This is a genomic window from Terrabacter sp. NPDC080008 (assembly GCF_040702505.1).
Taxonomy (GTDB): Bacteria; Actinomycetota; Actinomycetes; order Actinomycetales; family Dermatophilaceae; genus Terrabacter.
The window spans coordinates 219,920-235,847 of sequence record NZ_JBFBLC010000006.1 but is presented as its reverse complement, the minus strand read 5'-3'; the positions used below and the strand labels follow the sequence as shown (position 1 = coordinate 235,847).

At 72.4% G+C, this 15,928-nt stretch carries 15 protein-coding genes and 1 tRNA gene; 3 read left to right on the top strand and 13 right to left on the bottom strand.

Going from position 1 to position 15,928, the window contains the following annotated elements:
* Positions 1 to 119 precede the first annotated feature (119 nt).
* Entirely contained in the window at positions 120 to 1,199 is a 1,080-nt protein-coding gene (locus AB0316_RS17305) for a glycosyltransferase family 4 protein (protein WP_366274280.1), read from the top strand.
* A 93-nt stretch (positions 1,200 to 1,292) separates the two neighbouring features.
* Here AB0316_RS17305 and AB0316_RS17300 read toward each other — a convergent pair.
* From AB0316_RS17300 to AB0316_RS17280, 5 genes are all read right to left on the bottom strand, one after another.
* Positions 1,293 to 1,368, bottom strand: a tRNA-Ala gene (locus AB0316_RS17300).
* 83 nt (positions 1,369 to 1,451) lie between these two features.
* Positions 1,452 to 2,117 carry a histidine phosphatase family protein gene (locus AB0316_RS17295; RefSeq protein ID WP_366274279.1) on the bottom strand — a complete coding sequence of 222 codons (666 nt, stop codon included), beginning with the start codon at positions 2,115 to 2,117 and terminating at the stop codon, positions 1,452 to 1,454.
* Positions 2,114 to 2,521, bottom strand: coding sequence for a ribosome silencing factor (gene rsfS / locus AB0316_RS17290; RefSeq protein ID WP_366274278.1), 408 nt, complete (start codon positions 2,519 to 2,521; stop codon positions 2,114 to 2,116). Before rsfS ends, AB0316_RS17295 begins: the two co-directional genes overlap by 4 nt.
* 8 nt (positions 2,522 to 2,529) lie before the next feature.
* Positions 2,530 to 3,180, bottom strand: coding sequence for a nicotinate-nucleotide adenylyltransferase (nadD, locus tag AB0316_RS17285; RefSeq protein WP_366274277.1), 651 nt, complete (start codon positions 3,178 to 3,180; stop codon positions 2,530 to 2,532).
* 2 nt (positions 3,181 to 3,182) lie between these two features.
* Positions 3,183 to 3,422 carry a hypothetical protein gene (locus AB0316_RS17280; protein ID WP_366274276.1) on the bottom strand — a complete coding sequence of 80 codons (240 nt, stop codon included), beginning with the start codon at positions 3,420 to 3,422 and terminating at the stop codon, positions 3,183 to 3,185.
* A 262-nt stretch (positions 3,423 to 3,684) separates the two neighbouring features.
* Between AB0316_RS17280 and AB0316_RS17275 the strand changes: the two genes are divergently transcribed.
* Positions 3,685 to 4,788: a glycosyltransferase family 2 protein gene (locus AB0316_RS17275; protein WP_366274275.1), complete on the top strand. Its 1,104-nt coding sequence runs from the start codon at positions 3,685 to 3,687 to the stop codon at positions 4,786 to 4,788.
* Here the strand turns inward: AB0316_RS17275 and AB0316_RS17270 are convergent.
* The 4 genes from AB0316_RS17270 to AB0316_RS17255 form a co-directional block, all read right to left on the bottom strand.
* A complete protein-coding gene (locus AB0316_RS17270; protein WP_366274274.1) occupies positions 4,773 to 5,468 on the bottom strand; it encodes a class I SAM-dependent methyltransferase in 696 nt (231 codons plus the stop codon). The genes AB0316_RS17275 and AB0316_RS17270 overlap by 16 nt on opposite strands.
* Before the next feature lie 45 nt (positions 5,469 to 5,513).
* Complete coding sequence (locus AB0316_RS17265; RefSeq protein WP_366274273.1) at positions 5,514 to 6,797, bottom strand: glutamate-5-semialdehyde dehydrogenase; 1,284 nt, start codon at positions 6,795 to 6,797, stop codon at positions 5,514 to 5,516.
* A 73-nt stretch (positions 6,798 to 6,870) separates the two neighbouring features.
* Positions 6,871 to 7,890: a 1-aminocyclopropane-1-carboxylate deaminase gene (locus AB0316_RS17260; RefSeq protein WP_366274272.1), complete on the bottom strand. Its 1,020-nt coding sequence runs from the start codon at positions 7,888 to 7,890 to the stop codon at positions 6,871 to 6,873.
* A gap of 61 nt (positions 7,891 to 7,951) precedes the next feature.
* On the bottom strand, positions 7,952 to 8,620 hold the full coding sequence (locus AB0316_RS17255) for a GntR family transcriptional regulator (protein WP_366274271.1): 669 nt from the start codon (positions 8,618 to 8,620) through the stop codon (positions 7,952 to 7,954).
* Positions 8,621 to 8,750: 130 nt separating this feature from the next.
* On the opposite strand from AB0316_RS17255, the gene proB reads away from it, so the two are divergent.
* Positions 8,751 to 9,863 carry a glutamate 5-kinase gene (gene proB / locus AB0316_RS17250; RefSeq protein WP_366274270.1) on the top strand — a complete coding sequence of 371 codons (1,113 nt, stop codon included), beginning with the start codon at positions 8,751 to 8,753 and terminating at the stop codon, positions 9,861 to 9,863.
* A 159-nt stretch (positions 9,864 to 10,022) separates the two neighbouring features.
* Here the strand turns inward: proB and obgE are convergent, their stop codons facing one another.
* From obgE to AB0316_RS17230, 4 genes are all read right to left on the bottom strand, one after another.
* Positions 10,023 to 11,552 carry a GTPase ObgE gene (gene obgE / locus AB0316_RS17245; protein WP_366274269.1) on the bottom strand — a complete coding sequence of 510 codons (1,530 nt, stop codon included), beginning with the start codon at positions 11,550 to 11,552 and terminating at the stop codon, positions 10,023 to 10,025.
* Between the two features lie 184 nt (positions 11,553 to 11,736).
* The gene (gene rpmA / locus AB0316_RS17240; protein WP_030200289.1) at positions 11,737 to 12,006 is read right to left on the bottom strand and encodes a 50S ribosomal protein L27; all 270 of its coding nucleotides are present in this window, start codon (positions 12,004 to 12,006) and stop codon (positions 11,737 to 11,739) included.
* A gap of 47 nt (positions 12,007 to 12,053) precedes the next feature.
* Positions 12,054 to 12,362 carry a 50S ribosomal protein L21 gene (rplU, locus tag AB0316_RS17235; protein WP_142186173.1) on the bottom strand — a complete coding sequence of 103 codons (309 nt, stop codon included), beginning with the start codon at positions 12,360 to 12,362 and terminating at the stop codon, positions 12,054 to 12,056.
* Positions 12,363 to 12,483: 121 nt separating this feature from the next.
* Entirely contained in the window at positions 12,484 to 15,738 is a 3,255-nt protein-coding gene (locus AB0316_RS17230) for an Rne/Rng family ribonuclease (RefSeq protein ID WP_366274268.1), read from the bottom strand.
* Between the last annotated feature and the right edge of the window lie 190 nt (positions 15,739 to 15,928).

Here is a 15,928-nt window from a genome sequence, read left to right as displayed (position 1 = left end):
ACGCGCACCGGCCGCGGCGATACTGGAAGGGAGGGGCGCACCGAGGACGACGTGGCGGATGCGGCCTGGGGGTGAGCACACTGACGACGAAAGCCCTGTCCGGGGGCACACAGCATCTGGTGCAGCCTCGCTCGCTACGCATCGCCATGGTGGCTCCGCCGTACTACACGGTGCCACCGCACGCCTACGGGGGCACCGAGGCGATCGTCGCCGGGCTCGTCGACCGTCTGGTCTCGCGCGGGCACCACGTGACGCTCTTCGCCGCGGGCGCGCGTGGCACGTCCGCGCAGGAGTTCGTGCGCACGAGCGAGCACACCCAGACCGCCCGGCTCGGCGAGGCGATCCCGGAGGTCGTCAACGCCGCGCGGGTCTTCGGCATGCTCCGCTCCCGCCAGGTCGACCTCGTCCACGACCACACCATCGCCGGACCGCTCACGGCGCCGGGTCGGTTGCTACCCACGCTCGTGACCGTCCACGGCGCGACGGCCGAGCTCGCAGACGTCTACCGCCCCCTCGGCACCGCCGTCGGCCTCGTGGCGATCTCGCACGCCCAGCGCGCCAGCGAGCCGGGCCTCAACTGGGTCGCGACCGTCCCCAACGGCATCGACGTCCAGAGCTTTCCCTACCGCGACCGCAAGGACGACTACGTCCTCTTCCTCGGCCGGTTCCACCCGCAGAAGGCGCCGCACCTCGCCATCGAGGCCGCGCGCCGAGCGGGGGTGCGCATCATCCTCGCGGGCAAGCGGACCGAGCCGATCGAGAACGAGTACTACCGCACCCGGGTCGCGCCGCTGCTCGGGCGTGACGCGGTGGACATCGGCATCGCGGACGCCGTGCTGAAGCGGCGGCTGCTCGCCGGCGCGCGCTGCCTCGTCTTCCCGATCCGCTGGGAGGAGCCCTTCGGGCTGGTCATGGTCGAGGCCATGGCCTGCGGCACCCCGGTGGTGGCCCTGTCCAACGGCTCCGCGCCCGAGGTGGTCGCCCACGGTCGCACCGGCTTCGTCGTCGACCGTCCGGAGCAGCTGGCCCGGGCCATCGGCGACTGCGAGCAGATCGAGCCCTCGGACTGCCGCCGACGCGTCAGCGAGCGCTTCAGCCTCGATGCGATGGCGGCCTCCTACGAGCGCGTCTACCGCCGGGTGCTCGAGCACGGGCGCCGCCCGGGCGGTCAGCTGCCGCAAGCGCGTGCCCAGGGCTGAACACGGCACCCCCGTGTACGGCCGCCCGACCACGGCCGCCCCACCGCCGAGAACGGCAGAAGGGCCGGACGAGACGTCCGGCCCTTCTGATTCTGGTGGAGCTGAGGGGACTCGAACCCCTGACCCCCTGCATGCCATGCAGGTGCGCTACCAGCTGCGCCACAGCCCCTTGCGGGTGTCACCTCGTCGAAGCGACTGCGTAACCATAGCCGGTCTCTCGCCGAGAGCCCAAATCGGGGCGGCACTGTCACGTCAGACGTTCCACGGCCCCAGGTTCCAGCCGCTGATCCGCCACCGCACCCGCTCCGAGTAGCTCTTGCCGCTCTCGACGAGCTCGATCCAGTGGCAGTTGTCCAGGCCCCGGAACACGGCGTCGGACACGTCCTGGTCGAGCCCGACGAGGTCGGCCGCGGCCACCCGCGCCGAGACGCCGTGGGCCACGACGACGGCCGTCCGGCCGGGCTCCAGCTGCCCCGCGATGTCGCGCAGCGCCGCGCCCGCGCGCTCGGCCACCTGGGCCCGGCTCTCGCCGGTCACCCCGCGCGGCACGTCCTCACCACGGTCGAGGGCGGCGACGAGGTCGGGGTAGCGCTCGCGCACGTCGTCTGCGTGCAGCCCCTGCCACTCGCCCACGTGCACCTCGCGGAGCCGCTCGTCGAGCCTGACGTCGACACCGGTCAGCCGGGAGATCGCCTCGGCAGTCGTCGACGCACGCTGCAGGTCGCTCGAGACGATGAGCGCCGGTGCGTACGCAGCCAGGTGTGGGGCTGCGGCGGCCACCTGCTCGTGCCCGCGCGCCGACAGCTCGGTGTCCTTGTGTCCCTGCCACACCCGGGCGGCGTTGTCGACCGTCTGCGCGTGCCGGACGAGGACGATGCGACGTGGCCCCTCGGCGCCTGCCGTCCCCGGGGAGGTCACGCCTCGCGGACCTCGGCGCCGTCGACGTCCGGGCGTGCGGGAGCCGCGACCGCCGTCAGGTCGATCTCCGGGCAGTCCTTCCAGAGCCGCTCGAGCGCGTAGTACTCGCGCTCCTCCTCGTGCTGCACGTGCACGATGATGTCGCCGAAGTCGATGAGCACCCAGCGGCCCTCGCGCTCACCCTCGCGGCGCACGGGCTTGCTGCCCTGCTCGCGCAGCCGGTCCTCGACCTCGTCGACGATGGCGCCGACCTGCCGCTCGGAGGGGGCCGAGGCGATGACGAAGACGTCGGTGAGCGGCATCTGGTCGCTCACGTCGATGGCGAGCACCTTCTCGGCGAGCTTCTCCTCCGCCGCGACGGCGGCCACCTTGGCGAGCTGGATCGAATGGTCTGCTGCGGTCACGAATCTCCTTAGGACGAGAGGGTGCGGGCGTCTGCGCCGCGCACCTCTCCCGACGACTGCACACGGACGGGACCACCCTGCGGTCCCGAGTAGAGGTGGTACTTGTTGATGTACTGCACGACGCCGTCGGGCACGAGGTACCAGACCGGCTCGCCGCCGGCGACGCGGGCGCGGCAGTCGGTGGAGCTGATCGCCATGGCGGGCACCTCCTGCAGCGTGACGCGGTCCTCCGGCAGGCCCTTGTCGGACAGCTCGTGGCCGGGGCGGGTGACGCCGACGAAGTGAGCGAGCTGGAAGAGGTGCTCGACGTCCTTCCAGGACAGGATCTCCGCGAGCGCGTCGGCGCCGGTGATGAAGAAGAGCTCGTCGTCGGGCCGTTCGGCCCTGATGTCGCGCAGCGTGTCGATGGTGAACGTCGGCCCGGGCCGCTCGATGTCGACCCGGCTGACGGTGAAGCGCGGGTTGGAGGCCGTCGCGATGACGGTCATGAGGTAGCGGTCCTCGGCGGCGGAGACGTGGCGGTCCGCCTTCTGCCACGGCTGTCCCGTGGGGACGAAGACGACCTCGTCGAGCCCGAAGCGTGCCTGCACCTCGCTGGCGGCCACGAGGTGGCCGTGGTGGATCGGGTCGAACGTCCCACCCATGACGCCGAGGCGCATGGTCAGCGGTGCGCCCCGCCGGTCCCGCTCGTGCCCTCGTGCGTGACCTCCTGCGAGCCCGCGGCGGGCCGGGACGGGCGCGGCGCCTGCACCTTGTACGCGGTGTTGCGGAAGCTCCACGTGACGGCGAGCGCCACGAGGAAGAGCGCGAAGGTGATGAAGAAGTAGGCGATCACCGGCATGGGAAGCTCGCGAGCGGCTTCCTCCCCCTGGGTGATGAGCGAGACGGCGCGATCAGACATGCGGTCAGCCTAGCGCGCACGGGGGCCGACACACGCAGCGCGTGCCCGCAGGCTGCCGTGCCGCATGCCGTCGGGCTGACCAGCGCGCCTCGAGGTCGTATGCCGTATGCCGTCAGGTGCGGTCCCGCGCCTCGGCCCAGCGCGTGCCGGCGTCCACTGCTCCGGGCTCGGCTCCCCCACCCGCGCACCCTACCGACCCGGGCACAGCCACGCCCCAGCGACGCGACAGCCGCGGCCCATGGGCGGCCGTAGGCTAGGACGCATGGTGCCTGAGCTGTCCGTGGTGATCCCGATGTACAACGAGGAGGAGGTGCTGCCGCTGCTCGTCCAGCGTCTGCGTCCGCTCCTCGACGGCATGGGCACCACCTACGAGGTCGTCGCGGTCGACGACGGCAGCAAGGACCTGACGGCGGCGCTCCTGCAGCGCTACCACCGCGAGTGGGCGCAGCTGCGCGTCGTGCGCCTGCGCGCCAACGCCGGGCACCAGGCCGCGATCTCCGCGGGCCTGGCCAGCGCCCTGGGCGACTACGTCGTGACACTCGACGCCGACCTGCAGGACCCGCCGGAGATCATCCCGCAGATGCTCGCGGCAGCCCGCACCGACGGCGTCGATGTCGTCTACGGGGTGCGCAACGACCGCTCCACCGACACGTGGTTCAAGCGCGTGTCGGCGCAGGCGTTCTACCGCCTCATCGGCCTGATGTCCCAGACGTCGGCGCACGCCGACGCCGGCGACTACCGCCTGATGTCACGCGCGACGGTCGATGCGGTCAACAGCCTCCCCGAGCACAACCGGGTGCTGCGCTTCATCGTCCCGGCGCTCAACTTCCCGTCGGACACGGTCGAGTACAAGCGGGAGCAGCGCGCGGCCGGTGACTCGAAGTACCCGCTGATGAAGATGGTCAAGCTCTCGCTCGACTCGCTGACCGGCTTCTCCACCGCTCCCCTGCGCCTCGCGACCTTCGCGGGCTTCGGCGGCGCGGTGGTCGCGGTCCTGCTCGTGCTCTACACGCTGATCGCGCGGTCGGCTGGCCACACCGTCGCCGGCTGGACCTCGACGGTGGCCATCGTGGCCGGGGTGGGCGCGGTGCAGCTGGTCTGCGTCGGCATCCTCGGCGAGTACATCGGCCGGATGTACGGACAGATGCAGGGCCGTCCCGCCTACTTCATCGCCTACGACTCGATGACGGCCGACGCGGGCGACCGCGGTCCCACCGACACGCCGCTGCCGGCCCACCCGCACACCGAGTCGCTCCGCACCGACGCGCTCGGCGGGTTCGACGAGCTCGGGGGGATCGACGGCGCGACCGTGCAGCCGCAGACCGCGCACCTGGGCGAGCCGGAGTCGAGTCAGCTGCGCGGCTGAGCCCGCACCAGCAGGCTGACGCCCGGCAGGTCTCCGAGCGGCAGGTAGCGCTCGGCGGTGATGATCGTCCGCAGGCCCAGGTTGACCAGGGGGTGCAGGCCGTCGAGGTCGGACCCCGACGTGCTGCGTCGGCGCAGGGCCACGAGCGGGCGCAGCAGGACGTTCCACGACCGCACGTCGGTGACCGCGAAACCGCCTCGCTGCAGCAGCTCGAGCAGGCCGTCGCGCGTGTAGCGCCGCACGTGGTCGACCGCCTCGTCGTGGCCGGACCACAGGCGCGGGTCGGCCGGGACGGCCACGAGGTAGGTGCCGGTCGGCTTGAGGACGCGGTGCACCTCCGCCACCGCGGCGTCGTCATCGCGCAGGTGCTCGAGCAGGTCGAAGGCGACGACGAGGTCGAGCGAGGCGTCCGCGAGCGGCAGGCGCGTCGCGTCGGCGCGCACCGTGGCCAGTCCCCGTGTGCGCGCGACCTCTGCACCCTCGGCGCCGTACTCGAGGGCGACGGCGTCCCAGCCGTGCTCACGCAGGACGCGGGTGTTGCCGCCTCCGGCCGCACCGATGTCGAGGGCGAGACCCGGCGTCAGTCCCGTGATGGCCTTGGCCAGCAGGTGACGCCGCTCGCGATACCACCAGTGGTCGTCCTCCAGCTCTGCGAGCTTGCGGACCTCGGTGCCTTCCATGCTGCGTCATCTTGCCACCCGTCCGACGCCGGGCCGTGCCGGGTCTCAGCGGGTGTGTCCGTCGCCCTCCACGACCCACTTGGTCGTCGTCAGCTCGGGCAGCGCCATCGGTCCGCGGGCGTGCAGCTTCTGGGTCGAGATGCCGATCTCGGCGCCGAAGCCGAACTCGCCGCCGTCGGTGAAGCGGGTGCTCGCGTTCACCATGACGGCGGCCGCATCGACCTCGGCGGTGAAGCGCCGAGCGGCTGCGCGGTCCTCCGTGACGATGGCCTCGGTGTGCCCGGTGCCGTAGCGCCGGATGCGGTCCATGGCCTCGTCGAGGTCGTCCACGACGGCCACGCTCATCTCCAGCCCGTGCCACTCGGTGCCGAAGTCGTCCTCGTTCGCGAGGTCGTATGCCGCCCCGGCCGCCTCGGCGTACTCGGTGACCTCGGGTGCCACGTGCAGCCGCACGCCGGCGCCGGCCAGGTCGGTCAGCACCTTCGGCAGGAAGTCGGGGGCGACGTCGCGGTGGACGAGGAGCGACTCGGCGGCGTTGCACACGCTGGGCCGCTGGGTCTTGGCGTTGAGGGTGATCGCCTGCGCCTTGGAGAGGTCGGCGGCCCTGTCGACGTAGACGTGGCACACGCCCACGCCGGTCTCGATGACCGGCACCGTGGACTCGCGCACGACCGTCTGGATGAGGTCGGCGCCGCCGCGCGGGATGACGAGGTCGACGAGGCCGCGCGCCGTCATCAGGGCCCGGGCGGCATCGCGGCCACCCTCCTCGAGCAGCGTGATCGCGTCGACGGGCAGCCCCTGGGCCGCCAGCGAGTCGCGCAGGGCGGTGACGAGGGCGTGGTTGCTGCTGGCGGCGGCAGAGCCGCCCCGCAGCAGCACCGCGTTGCCCGACTTCAAGGCCAGTCCCGCAGCGTCGACCGTCACGTTGGGGCGCGCCTCGTAGATCATCCCGATGACGCCCATCGGCACCCGCACCTGCCGGATCTGCAGCCCGTTCGGGAGCGTCGAGCCGCGCACCACCTCACCGACCGGGTCGGGCAGCGCCGCGACATCACGCAGCGCCTGGGCCACGGCGGCCACCCGAGCCTCGTCGAGGCGCAGCCGGTCCTGCAGGCTCTCGTTCATCCCCGCGGCGCGCCCCCGCTCGAGGTCCTCCGCGTTGGCCCGGACCACCGACGCCGCGGCCGCCTCGACGGCGTCGGCGAGCTGGAGCAGGGCCGCGTCCTTCTCGGCACGGGTCATCAGGGCGAGCCGTCGGGCCGCGACCCGGGCCTGCCGGGCCAGTCCCGTCACCTGCTCGACGACGGCAGGGTCGATCGTGCGTTCCATGCTCCCAGCGTAGGTCCGTGCGGCGACGTCGGCGTCGCGCCTTCCGCCCCGTGGGACCCGTGGCGCCGTGCCGTCAGGAGAAGACGCTGCTGTACGCGTTGAGCGCCGGCTGCCCGCCGAGGTGGGCGTAGAGGACGGTGGAGTCCGCCGGGATCTCCCCCGTGGAGACGAGCTCGACCAGCCCGGCCATGGACTTCCCCTCGTAGACGGGGTCGATGATCATGCCCTCGAGGCTGCCCGAGAGCCGGATGGCGTCGACCGTCGACTCGACCGGCACCCCGTAGAGGTCACCGGCCCACCCCTCGAGGACCGTCACCTCGTCGTCGCGGAGGTCGCGTCCGAGGCCGATGAGGGAAGCCGTGTTCCCTGCGATTCGTGCCACTTGGTTCCGGGTCTTCTCGATCGTCGCGGAGGCGTCGATGCCGATCACCCGGCGCGGACGGCCGCCGGCGTCCTCGAGGGCGGCGAAGCCGGCGATCATGCCGGCGTGCGTCGACCCGGTCACGGTGCACACGACGATGGTGTCGAAGAAGACGCCGAGCGCCTCCTCCTGCTCGGCGACCTCGTAGGCCCAGTTGGCGAAGCCGAGTCCCCCGAGACGGTGCTCCGACGCGCCCGCCGGGATGGCGTACGGGCGCGCGCCGGAGGCCTCCACCTCGGCGATCGCCTCCTCCCACGACGGCCGGATGCCGATGTCGAAGCCGTGGGGGTCGAGGCGCACGTCGGCACCCATGATCCGCGACAGCAGGATGTTGCCCACCCGGTCGTTGACCGGGTCGTCCCAGTCGACCCAGCGCTCCTGGACGAGCCGGCACTTCAGGCCCAGCCTGGCTGCGACGGCGGCCACCTGACGCGTGTGGTTGCTCTGGTAGCCGCCGATCGAGACGAGCGTGTCAGCGCCGCTGGCGAGCACGTCCGGGACGATGTACTCGAGCTTGCGGGTCTTGTTGCCGCCGAAGGCCAGCCCGCTGTTGACGTCCTCGCGCTTGGCCCACACTGCTGCACCTCCGAGGTGCTCGGTGAGCCGGTCCAGGCGGTGCACGGGGCTCGGTCCGAAGGTCAGGGGGTAGCGCTCGAAGTCGTGGATCGACATGGGGATGGCTCTCCTTGCGGTGGTGGCGGCTCGGGGTGGGGCGGGTCGAGAGGAACAGAGGTCAGGAGGTCTCGGACTCGAGGGTCTCGATGAGGGGCCGGAGGGTCTCCCACGTCTCGTGGGCGGCCGCTGCGGCTGCGGCGGTGTCGCCGGCCGCGCAGAGCGTGATGATCCGCTCGTGCAGGGATACGGACGCGCGGCCCGACAAGGAGGCGAACCGGAGTCGCTCGAGTCGGCGCAGCACCGGCGTGAACTGGTCGAGGACGCTCTCGATCGCGGCGTTGGCGGCCGCCCGGACGGCGACGGCGTGGAACGCGTCGTCGGCCGCGACCGCCCCCTCGGAGTCACCCCGGCGCATCGCGTCGGCGAACCGCTCGTTGGCCGCCCGCATGGCGTCGAGGTCGGCGGGCCCGAGCTGCGGTACCGCCTGCTCGACCGCCAAGCGGTGCATCGACGCGACGACGGCCTGCGCGTCACGGATCGCTCGGGCGTCGAGGCTCGAGACGGTGGTCGAGCGACCGGGAGCTGCGTGCACCAGGCCCGCCTGCGCCAGTCGCAGCAGCGCCTCGCGCACGGGAGTGCGGCTCACGCCGAGCCACGCGGCGAGGTCCTGGTCCCTCAGCCGCTCCCCCGGCGTCAGGGTGCCGTCGACGATGGCGTCCCGCAACCGCCGGTGGACGTCGTCCCGCAGCAGGGGGCGTGGCGGGAACGCCTCGCGCGGAATCGGCATGCAATATATTGCACATCGCGAGCCCATGACTGTCAACCGTGCGCCCCCGCCGCCGGCGCCGGCCGGTGCTCCCGATCGAGCGGCGTGGACGCGTCTGCGGCCACCATCCGGCCTCACTACAGTCTCGGGTGTGTCGTCCGAATCGGTGATCCGCAGCGCCCGGCGCCTCGTCGTCAAGGTGGGCTCCAGCTCGCTCACCGGGGTCGACGGGGGCATCGACCTCGCCCGTCTCATGGCGTTGGCCAACGCGCTGGCGCGCAAGCACCTCGACGGCACCGAGATCGTGCTCGTCAGCTCGGGGGCGATCGCGGCCGGGCTGCACCCACTCGAGCTGCCGTCACGACCTCGCGACCTCGCCACTCAGCAGGCCGCTGCCTCGGTCGGGCAGGGGGCGCTGCTCGCGGCCTACACCCACGCGTTCGGGCTGCACAAGATCACGGTCGGCCAGGTGCTGCTGACGGCCGACGACGTGACCCGCCGCACCCACTACGCCAACGCTCGCCGCACCCTCGAACGGCTCCTCGACCTCGGCGTCCTGCCCATCGTCAACGAGAACGACACCGTGGCGACGAGCGAGATCCGCTTCGGCGACAACGACCGCTTGGCCGCCCTCGTCGCCCACCTCGTCGACGCGGACGCGCTCGTGCTGCTCTCGGACGTCGACGCGCTCTACGACGCGCCGCCGAACCGGCCCGGGGCACGCCGCATACCCATCGTGCGCGGCCCGAAGGACCTGGTCGACGTGGAGGTGGGCGGCAGCGGCTCGAAGGTCGGCACCGGTGGCATGGCCACGAAGGTGGAAGCCGCCCGCATCGCCACCGCCGCCGGCGTGGTGACCGTCGTGACGGCCGCCGACCGCGTCATCCAGGTGCTCGCCGGCGAGGACGTCGGGACCACGTTCCTGCCCGTCGGCGTCCGTGGCCGCTCGCGGCGTCTCTGGCTCGAGCACGCCACCACCGCGCGCGGGCGGCTCATCGTCGACGAGGGCGCCGTGTCCGCCCTCGTGCACCGGCAGAAGTCGCTGCTCCCGGCCGGCATCACGGCCGTCGAGGGCAGCTTCCACGACGGTGACCCCGTCGACGTGTGCGGTCCCGACGGCACCCCCGTCGCCCGGGGTCTCGTCAACTACAGCGCGTCCGAGCTGCCGGCGCTGCTCGGGCGCTCCACCCGGGAGCTCGCCCGCGACCTCGGCCCGGAGTACGAGCGCGAGGTCATCCACCGCGACGACCTCGTCCTGCTCTGAGCCGCCGGCCCGGGCAGGCCGGTCGAGCAGCTCAGAGCCCGCCGGACAGGTAGCGGCCCGCGCGGGCACCTGCGCACTCCCACGTGTGGGGCGACACGAGAAAGGTTGCCCCCGCGCGAGCCGCACCCTCCCGACACGTCGAGTGGGTCGATCGGTCCGTCAGGCGTCGTCCTCGTCGGCGGCGACGTGCCACAGCCCCGACCGGCGCTCTGCCTCGAGCTCGTCCTGCGTGGCGGCCCGCGCGGCATACCGGTCGCGCTGGGCCTCGCGCTTCTCGTCGCGGGTCGGTCGGGACGACTCGGACAGTCGCAGGTCGGTGCCGCGGGAGCCGAGCAGCTCGGCCCCGGCCTGCAGAGTCGGCTCCCAGTCGAAGACCACGGCGTCCTCGGTGGCTCCGATGACGACGGTGTCGCCCGCGACGGCGCCCACCTTGAACAGCTCCTCCTCGACGCCGAGGCGGCCCAGGCGGTCGGCGAGGTAGCCGACGGCCTCGTCGTTGCTGAAGTCGGTCTGGCGCACCCAGCGGACGGGCCGGTCACCGGTGACGCGGTAGAAGACGCCGTCCGGGCCCTCCTCACGCGTGACCGTGAACCCCTTGTCGTCGACCGAACGCGGCCGGAGCACCACGCGCTTGGGCATCGCGGCCTCGGCCTCGATCTCCTTGCGCGCCTCCTCCACGTGCCGCGCCATCGCGAAGGTCAGCTCGCGCAGGCCCTGGTGGGCGACGGCCGAGACGATGAAGACCTCCAGGCCGCGCGCCTCGAGGTCGGGCTTGACCATCTCGGCGAGCTCGCGCGCCTCGGGGACGTCCGCCTTGTTGAGCACGACGATGCGGGTGCGCTCGGCGAGCGGCCGGCCACCGAGGTCGGCGTCGGGGACGTAGAGGGACAGCTCGTTCTCGATGACGTCGAGGTCGGTCATCGGGTCGCGGCCGGGCTCGAGCGTCGCGCAGTCGATGACGTGGACGAGCACCGAGCAGCGCTCGACGTGGCGCAGGAACTCCAGGCCCAGGCCGCGTCCCTCGTGGGCACCCGGGATGAGGCCGGGCACGTCTGCGATCGTGAAGCGGCTCGTTCCGGCCGTCACGACGCCGAGGTTGGGCACCAGGGTGGTGAAGGGGTAGTCGGCGATCTTCGGCTTCGCGGCCGAGAGCACCGACACGAGCGAGGACTTGCCGGCGCTCGGGAAGCCGATCAGGGCGACGTCGGCGAGCGACTTGAGCTCGAGCACGACCTCGACGTCCTCACCGGGCTCGCCGAGCAGGGCGAAGCCGGGAGCCTTGCGCCGCGCGCTCGAGAGGGCCTTGTTGCCCAGCCCTCCGCGGCCGCCGGCCGCGATCACGTGCTCGGTGCCCATCGCGACGAGGTCGACGATGATCTGCCCGGAGCGGTCCTTGACGACCGTCCCCTGCGGCACGGGGAGCACGAGGTCGTCGCCGTCGGCACCGTTGCGCTCGTCACCGGCGCCCGGCGCGCCGTTGCCGGCCTTGCGGTGCGGGTGGCGGTGGTAGTCGAGCAGCGTGGTCGCCGACGGGTCGACGCGCAGGATGACCGAGCCGCCCCGGCCGCCGTTGCCACCGTCGGGGCCGCCGAGTGGCTTGAACTTCTCACGCTTGACGGAGGCCACGCCGTGGCCCCCCGCTCCTGCGCTGAGGTGCAGCACCACGCGGTCGACGAAGGTCACTGCCATGGGGGGTCACTCTTCCAGATCAGGGGGGCGGGCGGCATACGGAGGCTGGAGCCGGGGAGGTGGCACTCGCGAGCTTGCGAGGGACTGCCACATAATTCCGGAATGCGGCGTGGCCGGGGAAAGGCGGAAGGGCGGGCCGCTCGGGCCCGCCCTTCCAGAGAATGCTCAGTGCGTGATCCGAGGATCACTCAGCGGCGGCCGTCTCCGGCTGCTCGATGTTGACCGTCTTGCGGCCGCGCTTGGTGCCGAACTTCACGGCGCCGGCGACGAGGGCGAACAGCGTGTCGTCGCCACCGCGACCCACGCCCTCACCCGGGTGGAAGTGCGTGCCGCGCTGACGGACGAGGATCTCGCCCGCGTTGACCTTCTGGCCACCGAAACGCTTGACGCCGAGGAACTGTGCGTTCGAGTCGCGACCGTTGCGGGTCGAGGACGCACCCTTCTTGTGTGCCATGTCAGTTACTCCTTGAGGACGTTCTGTGCCGAGCCGTCAGGCGTCGATCACGCGGTGATGTCAGTGATCTTGACCTGGGTCAGCGGCTGACGGTGGCCCTGACGCTTGCGGTAGCCGGTCTTGTTCTTGTACTTCATGATCGTGATCTTGGGGCCCTTGGCGGCCTTGACGACCTCGGCCTTCACCGACACCTTGGACAGCTTGTCGGCGTCGGACGTGACCGTGGTCCCGTCCACGAGGAGCAGCGGCGTGAGCTCGATGGCATCGCCGGGCTGACCCGTCACCTTGTCGACGAGCAGGACATCGCCCACCGACACCTTCTCCTGGCGACCGCCAGCGCGAACAATCGCGTACACAGTGAAACTCACTTTCATCAGGGTTGGTCGCGCCGCTTTCGGCACCGGCCCGTCAACACGGGCCCGGTGGGCGCACCAAGGAGCAAGATTACCGGCTCGGAGCTGCCAGCTCCAAACCGAGTCACACGTCCTGCGGGCTGGTCCCGTCGGCACCGGAGTCGGTGTGGGCACGCGGCGGTCCGGCGGGGGCCACGACGCGTCCTCGACGACGACGGCCGCGGGGCGCGGACTGGACCTCCAGTTGCGCCTCGACCGGGGCGCCGCCGGTGCTCTCGACGGTCACCTCGGTGCGCTCGGGCGTGGCCGGCGCCGCGTCGTCCGACTCGAGCTCGACGTGCGCGCCACCCTGGGTGGCCTGCCCGTCACCGGGGTCGGTGGCGTGGGCGTCGTCGCCCGACCACGGGCCGGTGTCCTCGGGGAAGGAGCGCGGGGAGCTCCCGCTCGCCTGCTCCTCGGAGGAGCCATCGCCCGCGGCCTTGGCCTGCACCTCGGCGACCGCCTCGGCTGCAGCCTCCCCGGCCGGCTGGCCGGAGGCGCTCTTCAGGGCCGCGGCGTGGGCCGCTGCCGCGATCTGGGCCGCGGTGGGACCGCCCTTGGGTTCGCTCGCCTGAGCTGCCTGAGCTGCCTGGCCACCACCGCCGGCGTTGTTGCCGTTGCCGTTCCCGCCCTGGCCGCGCCCCCGACGGCGGCTGCCACCGCTCTCCGGCTGGCCGGCCTCCTGCGGGTGGGCGCCCTTGTCGACGGGGTCGGTGTGGATGATGAAGCCGCGCCCGTTGCAGTGCTCGCACGTCTCGGAGAAGACCTCGATGAGGCCCGACCCGACGCGCTTGCGCGTCATCTGCACGAGACCGAGCGAGGTCACCTCGGCGACCTGGTGCTTGGTGCGGTCGCGGCCGAGGCACTCGAGCAGGCGGCGCACGACGAGCTCGCGGTTGCTCTCGAGCACCATGTCGATGAAGTCGATCACGATGATGCCGCCGATGTCGCGCAGCCGCAGCTGGCGCACGATCTCCTCGGCCGCCTCGATGTTGTTCTTGGTGACCGTCTCCTCGAGGTTGCCGCCCGAGCCGACGAACTTGCCGGTGTTGACGTCGACGACCGTCATCGCCTCGGTGCGGTCGATGACGAGCGAGCCACCGCTGGGCAGCCAGACCTTCCGGTCCATCGCCTTGGACAGCTGCTCGTCGACGCGGTGGTGCGTGAAGAGGTCCTCGTCGGAGGTCCACTTGGTGACGCGGTCGGCGAGGTCGGGGGCCACGGACGAGATGTAGGGGTGGATCTCGTTCCACGCCTGCTCGCCGGCCACGACGAGCTGCTTGAAGTCCTCGTTGAAGACGTCGCGGATGACCCGGACCGTCAGGTCCGGCTCGCCGTGCAGCAGCATCGGCGCCTGGCCGCCGCTCGCCGAGCCCGAGCCGCCGTTCTTCTTCTTGCCCTTGCTCTTGCCGGCACGAGGCGACGAGGCCGCCTCGGCCTTGGCCTGGATGTCCTCCCACGTACGCGTGAGGCGCTCGACGTCGGCGCGCAGCTCCTCCTCGCTGGCCCCCTCCGCCGCCGTGCGCACGATGACGCCGGCGCTGTCCGGCACGACCTCGCGCAGGATCTTCTTGAGGCGGGCGCGCTCTGTGTCGGGCAGCTTGCGGCTGATCCCGGTCATCGAGCTGTTGGGCACGTACACGAGGTAGCGGCCCGGCAGCGAGATCTGCGAGGTCAGGCGGGCACCCTTGTGGCCGATGGGGTCCTTCGTCACCTGCACGAGCACCGTCTGGCCCGAGCTGAGCGCGTGCTCGATGCGCTTGGGCTGGTTGGCCTCGAGGCCCGCCGCGTCCCAGTTGACCTCGCCGGCGTACAGCACGGCGTTGCGGCCCTTGCCGATGTCGACGAACGCCGCCTCCATGGAGGGCAGGACGTTCTGGACCCGGCCGAGGTAGATGTTGCCGGCCATCGAGACGGTGGTGGCCTGGTCGATGTAGTGCTCGACGAGGACACCGTCCTCGAGCACGCCCATCTGGGTGCGGCCGTCCTTGTTGCGCACGACCATGACGCGGTCGACGGCCTCGCGCCGGGCGAGGAACTCCGCCTCGGTGATGATGGTGCGACGGCGCCCGGCCTCACGGCCCTCGCGGCGGCGCTGCTTCTTGGCCTCGAGGCGGGTCGAGCCCTTCACGGCGACCGGCTCGTCGTTCTGGGCGCGCGGCTGGCGCACCCGGACCGACACGTTCGGCGACTCGTCGGCGGTCTCCGTCGCCGAGCCTGCACGACGGCGGCGACGGCGGCGGCGGCTCGAGCCGCTGCCGTCGTCGGACTCGGTGTCGGAGTCCGCGTCGGTGTCGACCTCCGCGTCACGCTCGGCGTCATGGTCGGCGTCACGCTCGGCACCGCCGGAACGGCGGGTGTCGGACTGCCTGGTCTCACGGGCCTCGCCGGAGTCGGAGCCCTGCTCCTGCAGCTCCTCGTCGTCGTTGCCGCGTCCGCGCCGGCCCTTGCCGCCGCGACGCCGGCGTGAGCGGCGCGGGCCGCTCTCCTCGTCGAAGTCGTCGTTGCCCTGGTCGGAGCGGTTGTCGCCCTCGCTCGGCTCCTCGTCGAGGCGCGGGCGCTCCTCGACCGGCGCCGCGGCCTGCTCGGCCGGCTCGTCAGCAAGGTTGTCGGCGGGGTTCTCGGCGGGCGCCGGGGCGCCGCGACGGCGGCGGGACGGGACGGCCTTGGAGGCGTCGGGAGCCTGGAAGAGGACGCTGAAGCTCGGCACGACGGCACGCGGCTCGTCGGCGGCCTCGGCCGTCTCGTCGGTCTCGTCGGCCTCGGGCTCCGGCAGTGCATCGGGGTCCACGACGGCGGAGGGCTGGGCTGCGGCTGTCCCGTCAGGGGCTGCGGCGCCCTCGTCACCGGTCGGGCTCTCGCCGGAACGGACATCGGCCACGAGCTCCTCGACGGCGGCGGTAGCCCGGTCGGCCTTCGCGCGTGAGCCGCGCTTGGTGGCCCGGCGCGAGCTCGTCGCGCCCTCCGTCGCGCCCTCAGTCGCGCCCTCTGCATCGCTCGCGGCGGCACCCTCGGGCGCCGTCTCGACCGGCTCGGCCTTCTTGCGGGCGGCGCGCTTGCGTGCCGGCCGCTTGGGTTCGGGCGCAGCCTCGGCGCTCTGCTCGCCGGACTGGTCGGTGGCGTGCCCCATCACGCTGTCGGTGCCCGGCGCCTCGGGCGCGGCGTCGGAGGCCTCCGACGGGGCGTCGTTCGCCGGCGCCGGCGCAGACGCCTTCTTCGTCACCCGCCGGCTCGCTCGCCGGCGCGGTGCCGGCGCGGCGCCGTCATCGGGTGCCTGGGTGCCCTGCTCGCCGGAGAACAGTGTGGCTTCGTCGCCGGAGGTGGTGTCGTTGGATGCCATCAGGCAACCTCCCGTCAGGTGCGGTGCGACCCACACGCGGCCGGGGCCGTCGACACCGCACGAGTGCGGTTGGAGTCGTCGCGCCGCGTGTGCGACGGGACGGAAGTCGTCTCGCTACACCCGAAGCCGGTTCGCGCTGGGCGCGGCCCCGTCCTCGGATGCCGTCGGCACCCTGGTCGGCAACCGGTTC

Excerpts from the sequence above, each read along its gene's own strand:
- AB0316_RS17260 (WP_366274272.1), bottom strand. The coding sequence starts at position 7,890 with ATGTCGATCCACGACTTCGAGCGCTACCCCCTGACCTTCGGACCGAGC.
- nadD (WP_366274277.1), bottom strand. The coding sequence starts at position 3,180 with ATGCGCCTCGGCGTCATGGGTGGGACGTTCGACCCGATCCACCACGGC.
- AB0316_RS17280 (WP_366274276.1), bottom strand. The coding sequence starts at position 3,422 with ATGTCTGATCGCGCCGTCTCGCTCATCACCCAGGGGGAGGAAGCCGCT.
- AB0316_RS17275 (WP_366274275.1), top strand. The coding sequence starts at position 3,685 with ATGGTGCCTGAGCTGTCCGTGGTGATCCCGATGTACAACGAGGAGGAG.
- obgE (WP_366274269.1), bottom strand. The coding sequence starts at position 11,552 with ATGGCAGTGACCTTCGTCGACCGCGTGGTGCTGCACCTCAGCGCAGGA.
- AB0316_RS17270 (WP_366274274.1), bottom strand. The coding sequence starts at position 5,468 with ATGGAAGGCACCGAGGTCCGCAAGCTCGCAGAGCTGGAGGACGACCAC.
- AB0316_RS17255 (WP_366274271.1), bottom strand. The coding sequence starts at position 8,620 with ATGCCGATTCCGCGCGAGGCGTTCCCGCCACGCCCCCTGCTGCGGGAC.
- AB0316_RS17265 (WP_366274273.1), bottom strand. The coding sequence starts at position 6,797 with ATGGAACGCACGATCGACCCTGCCGTCGTCGAGCAGGTGACGGGACTG.
- rpmA (WP_030200289.1), bottom strand. The coding sequence starts at position 12,006 with ATGGCACACAAGAAGGGTGCGTCCTCGACCCGCAACGGTCGCGACTCG.
- AB0316_RS17230 (WP_366274268.1), bottom strand. The coding sequence starts at position 15,738 with ATGGCATCCAACGACACCACCTCCGGCGACGAAGCCACACTGTTCTCC.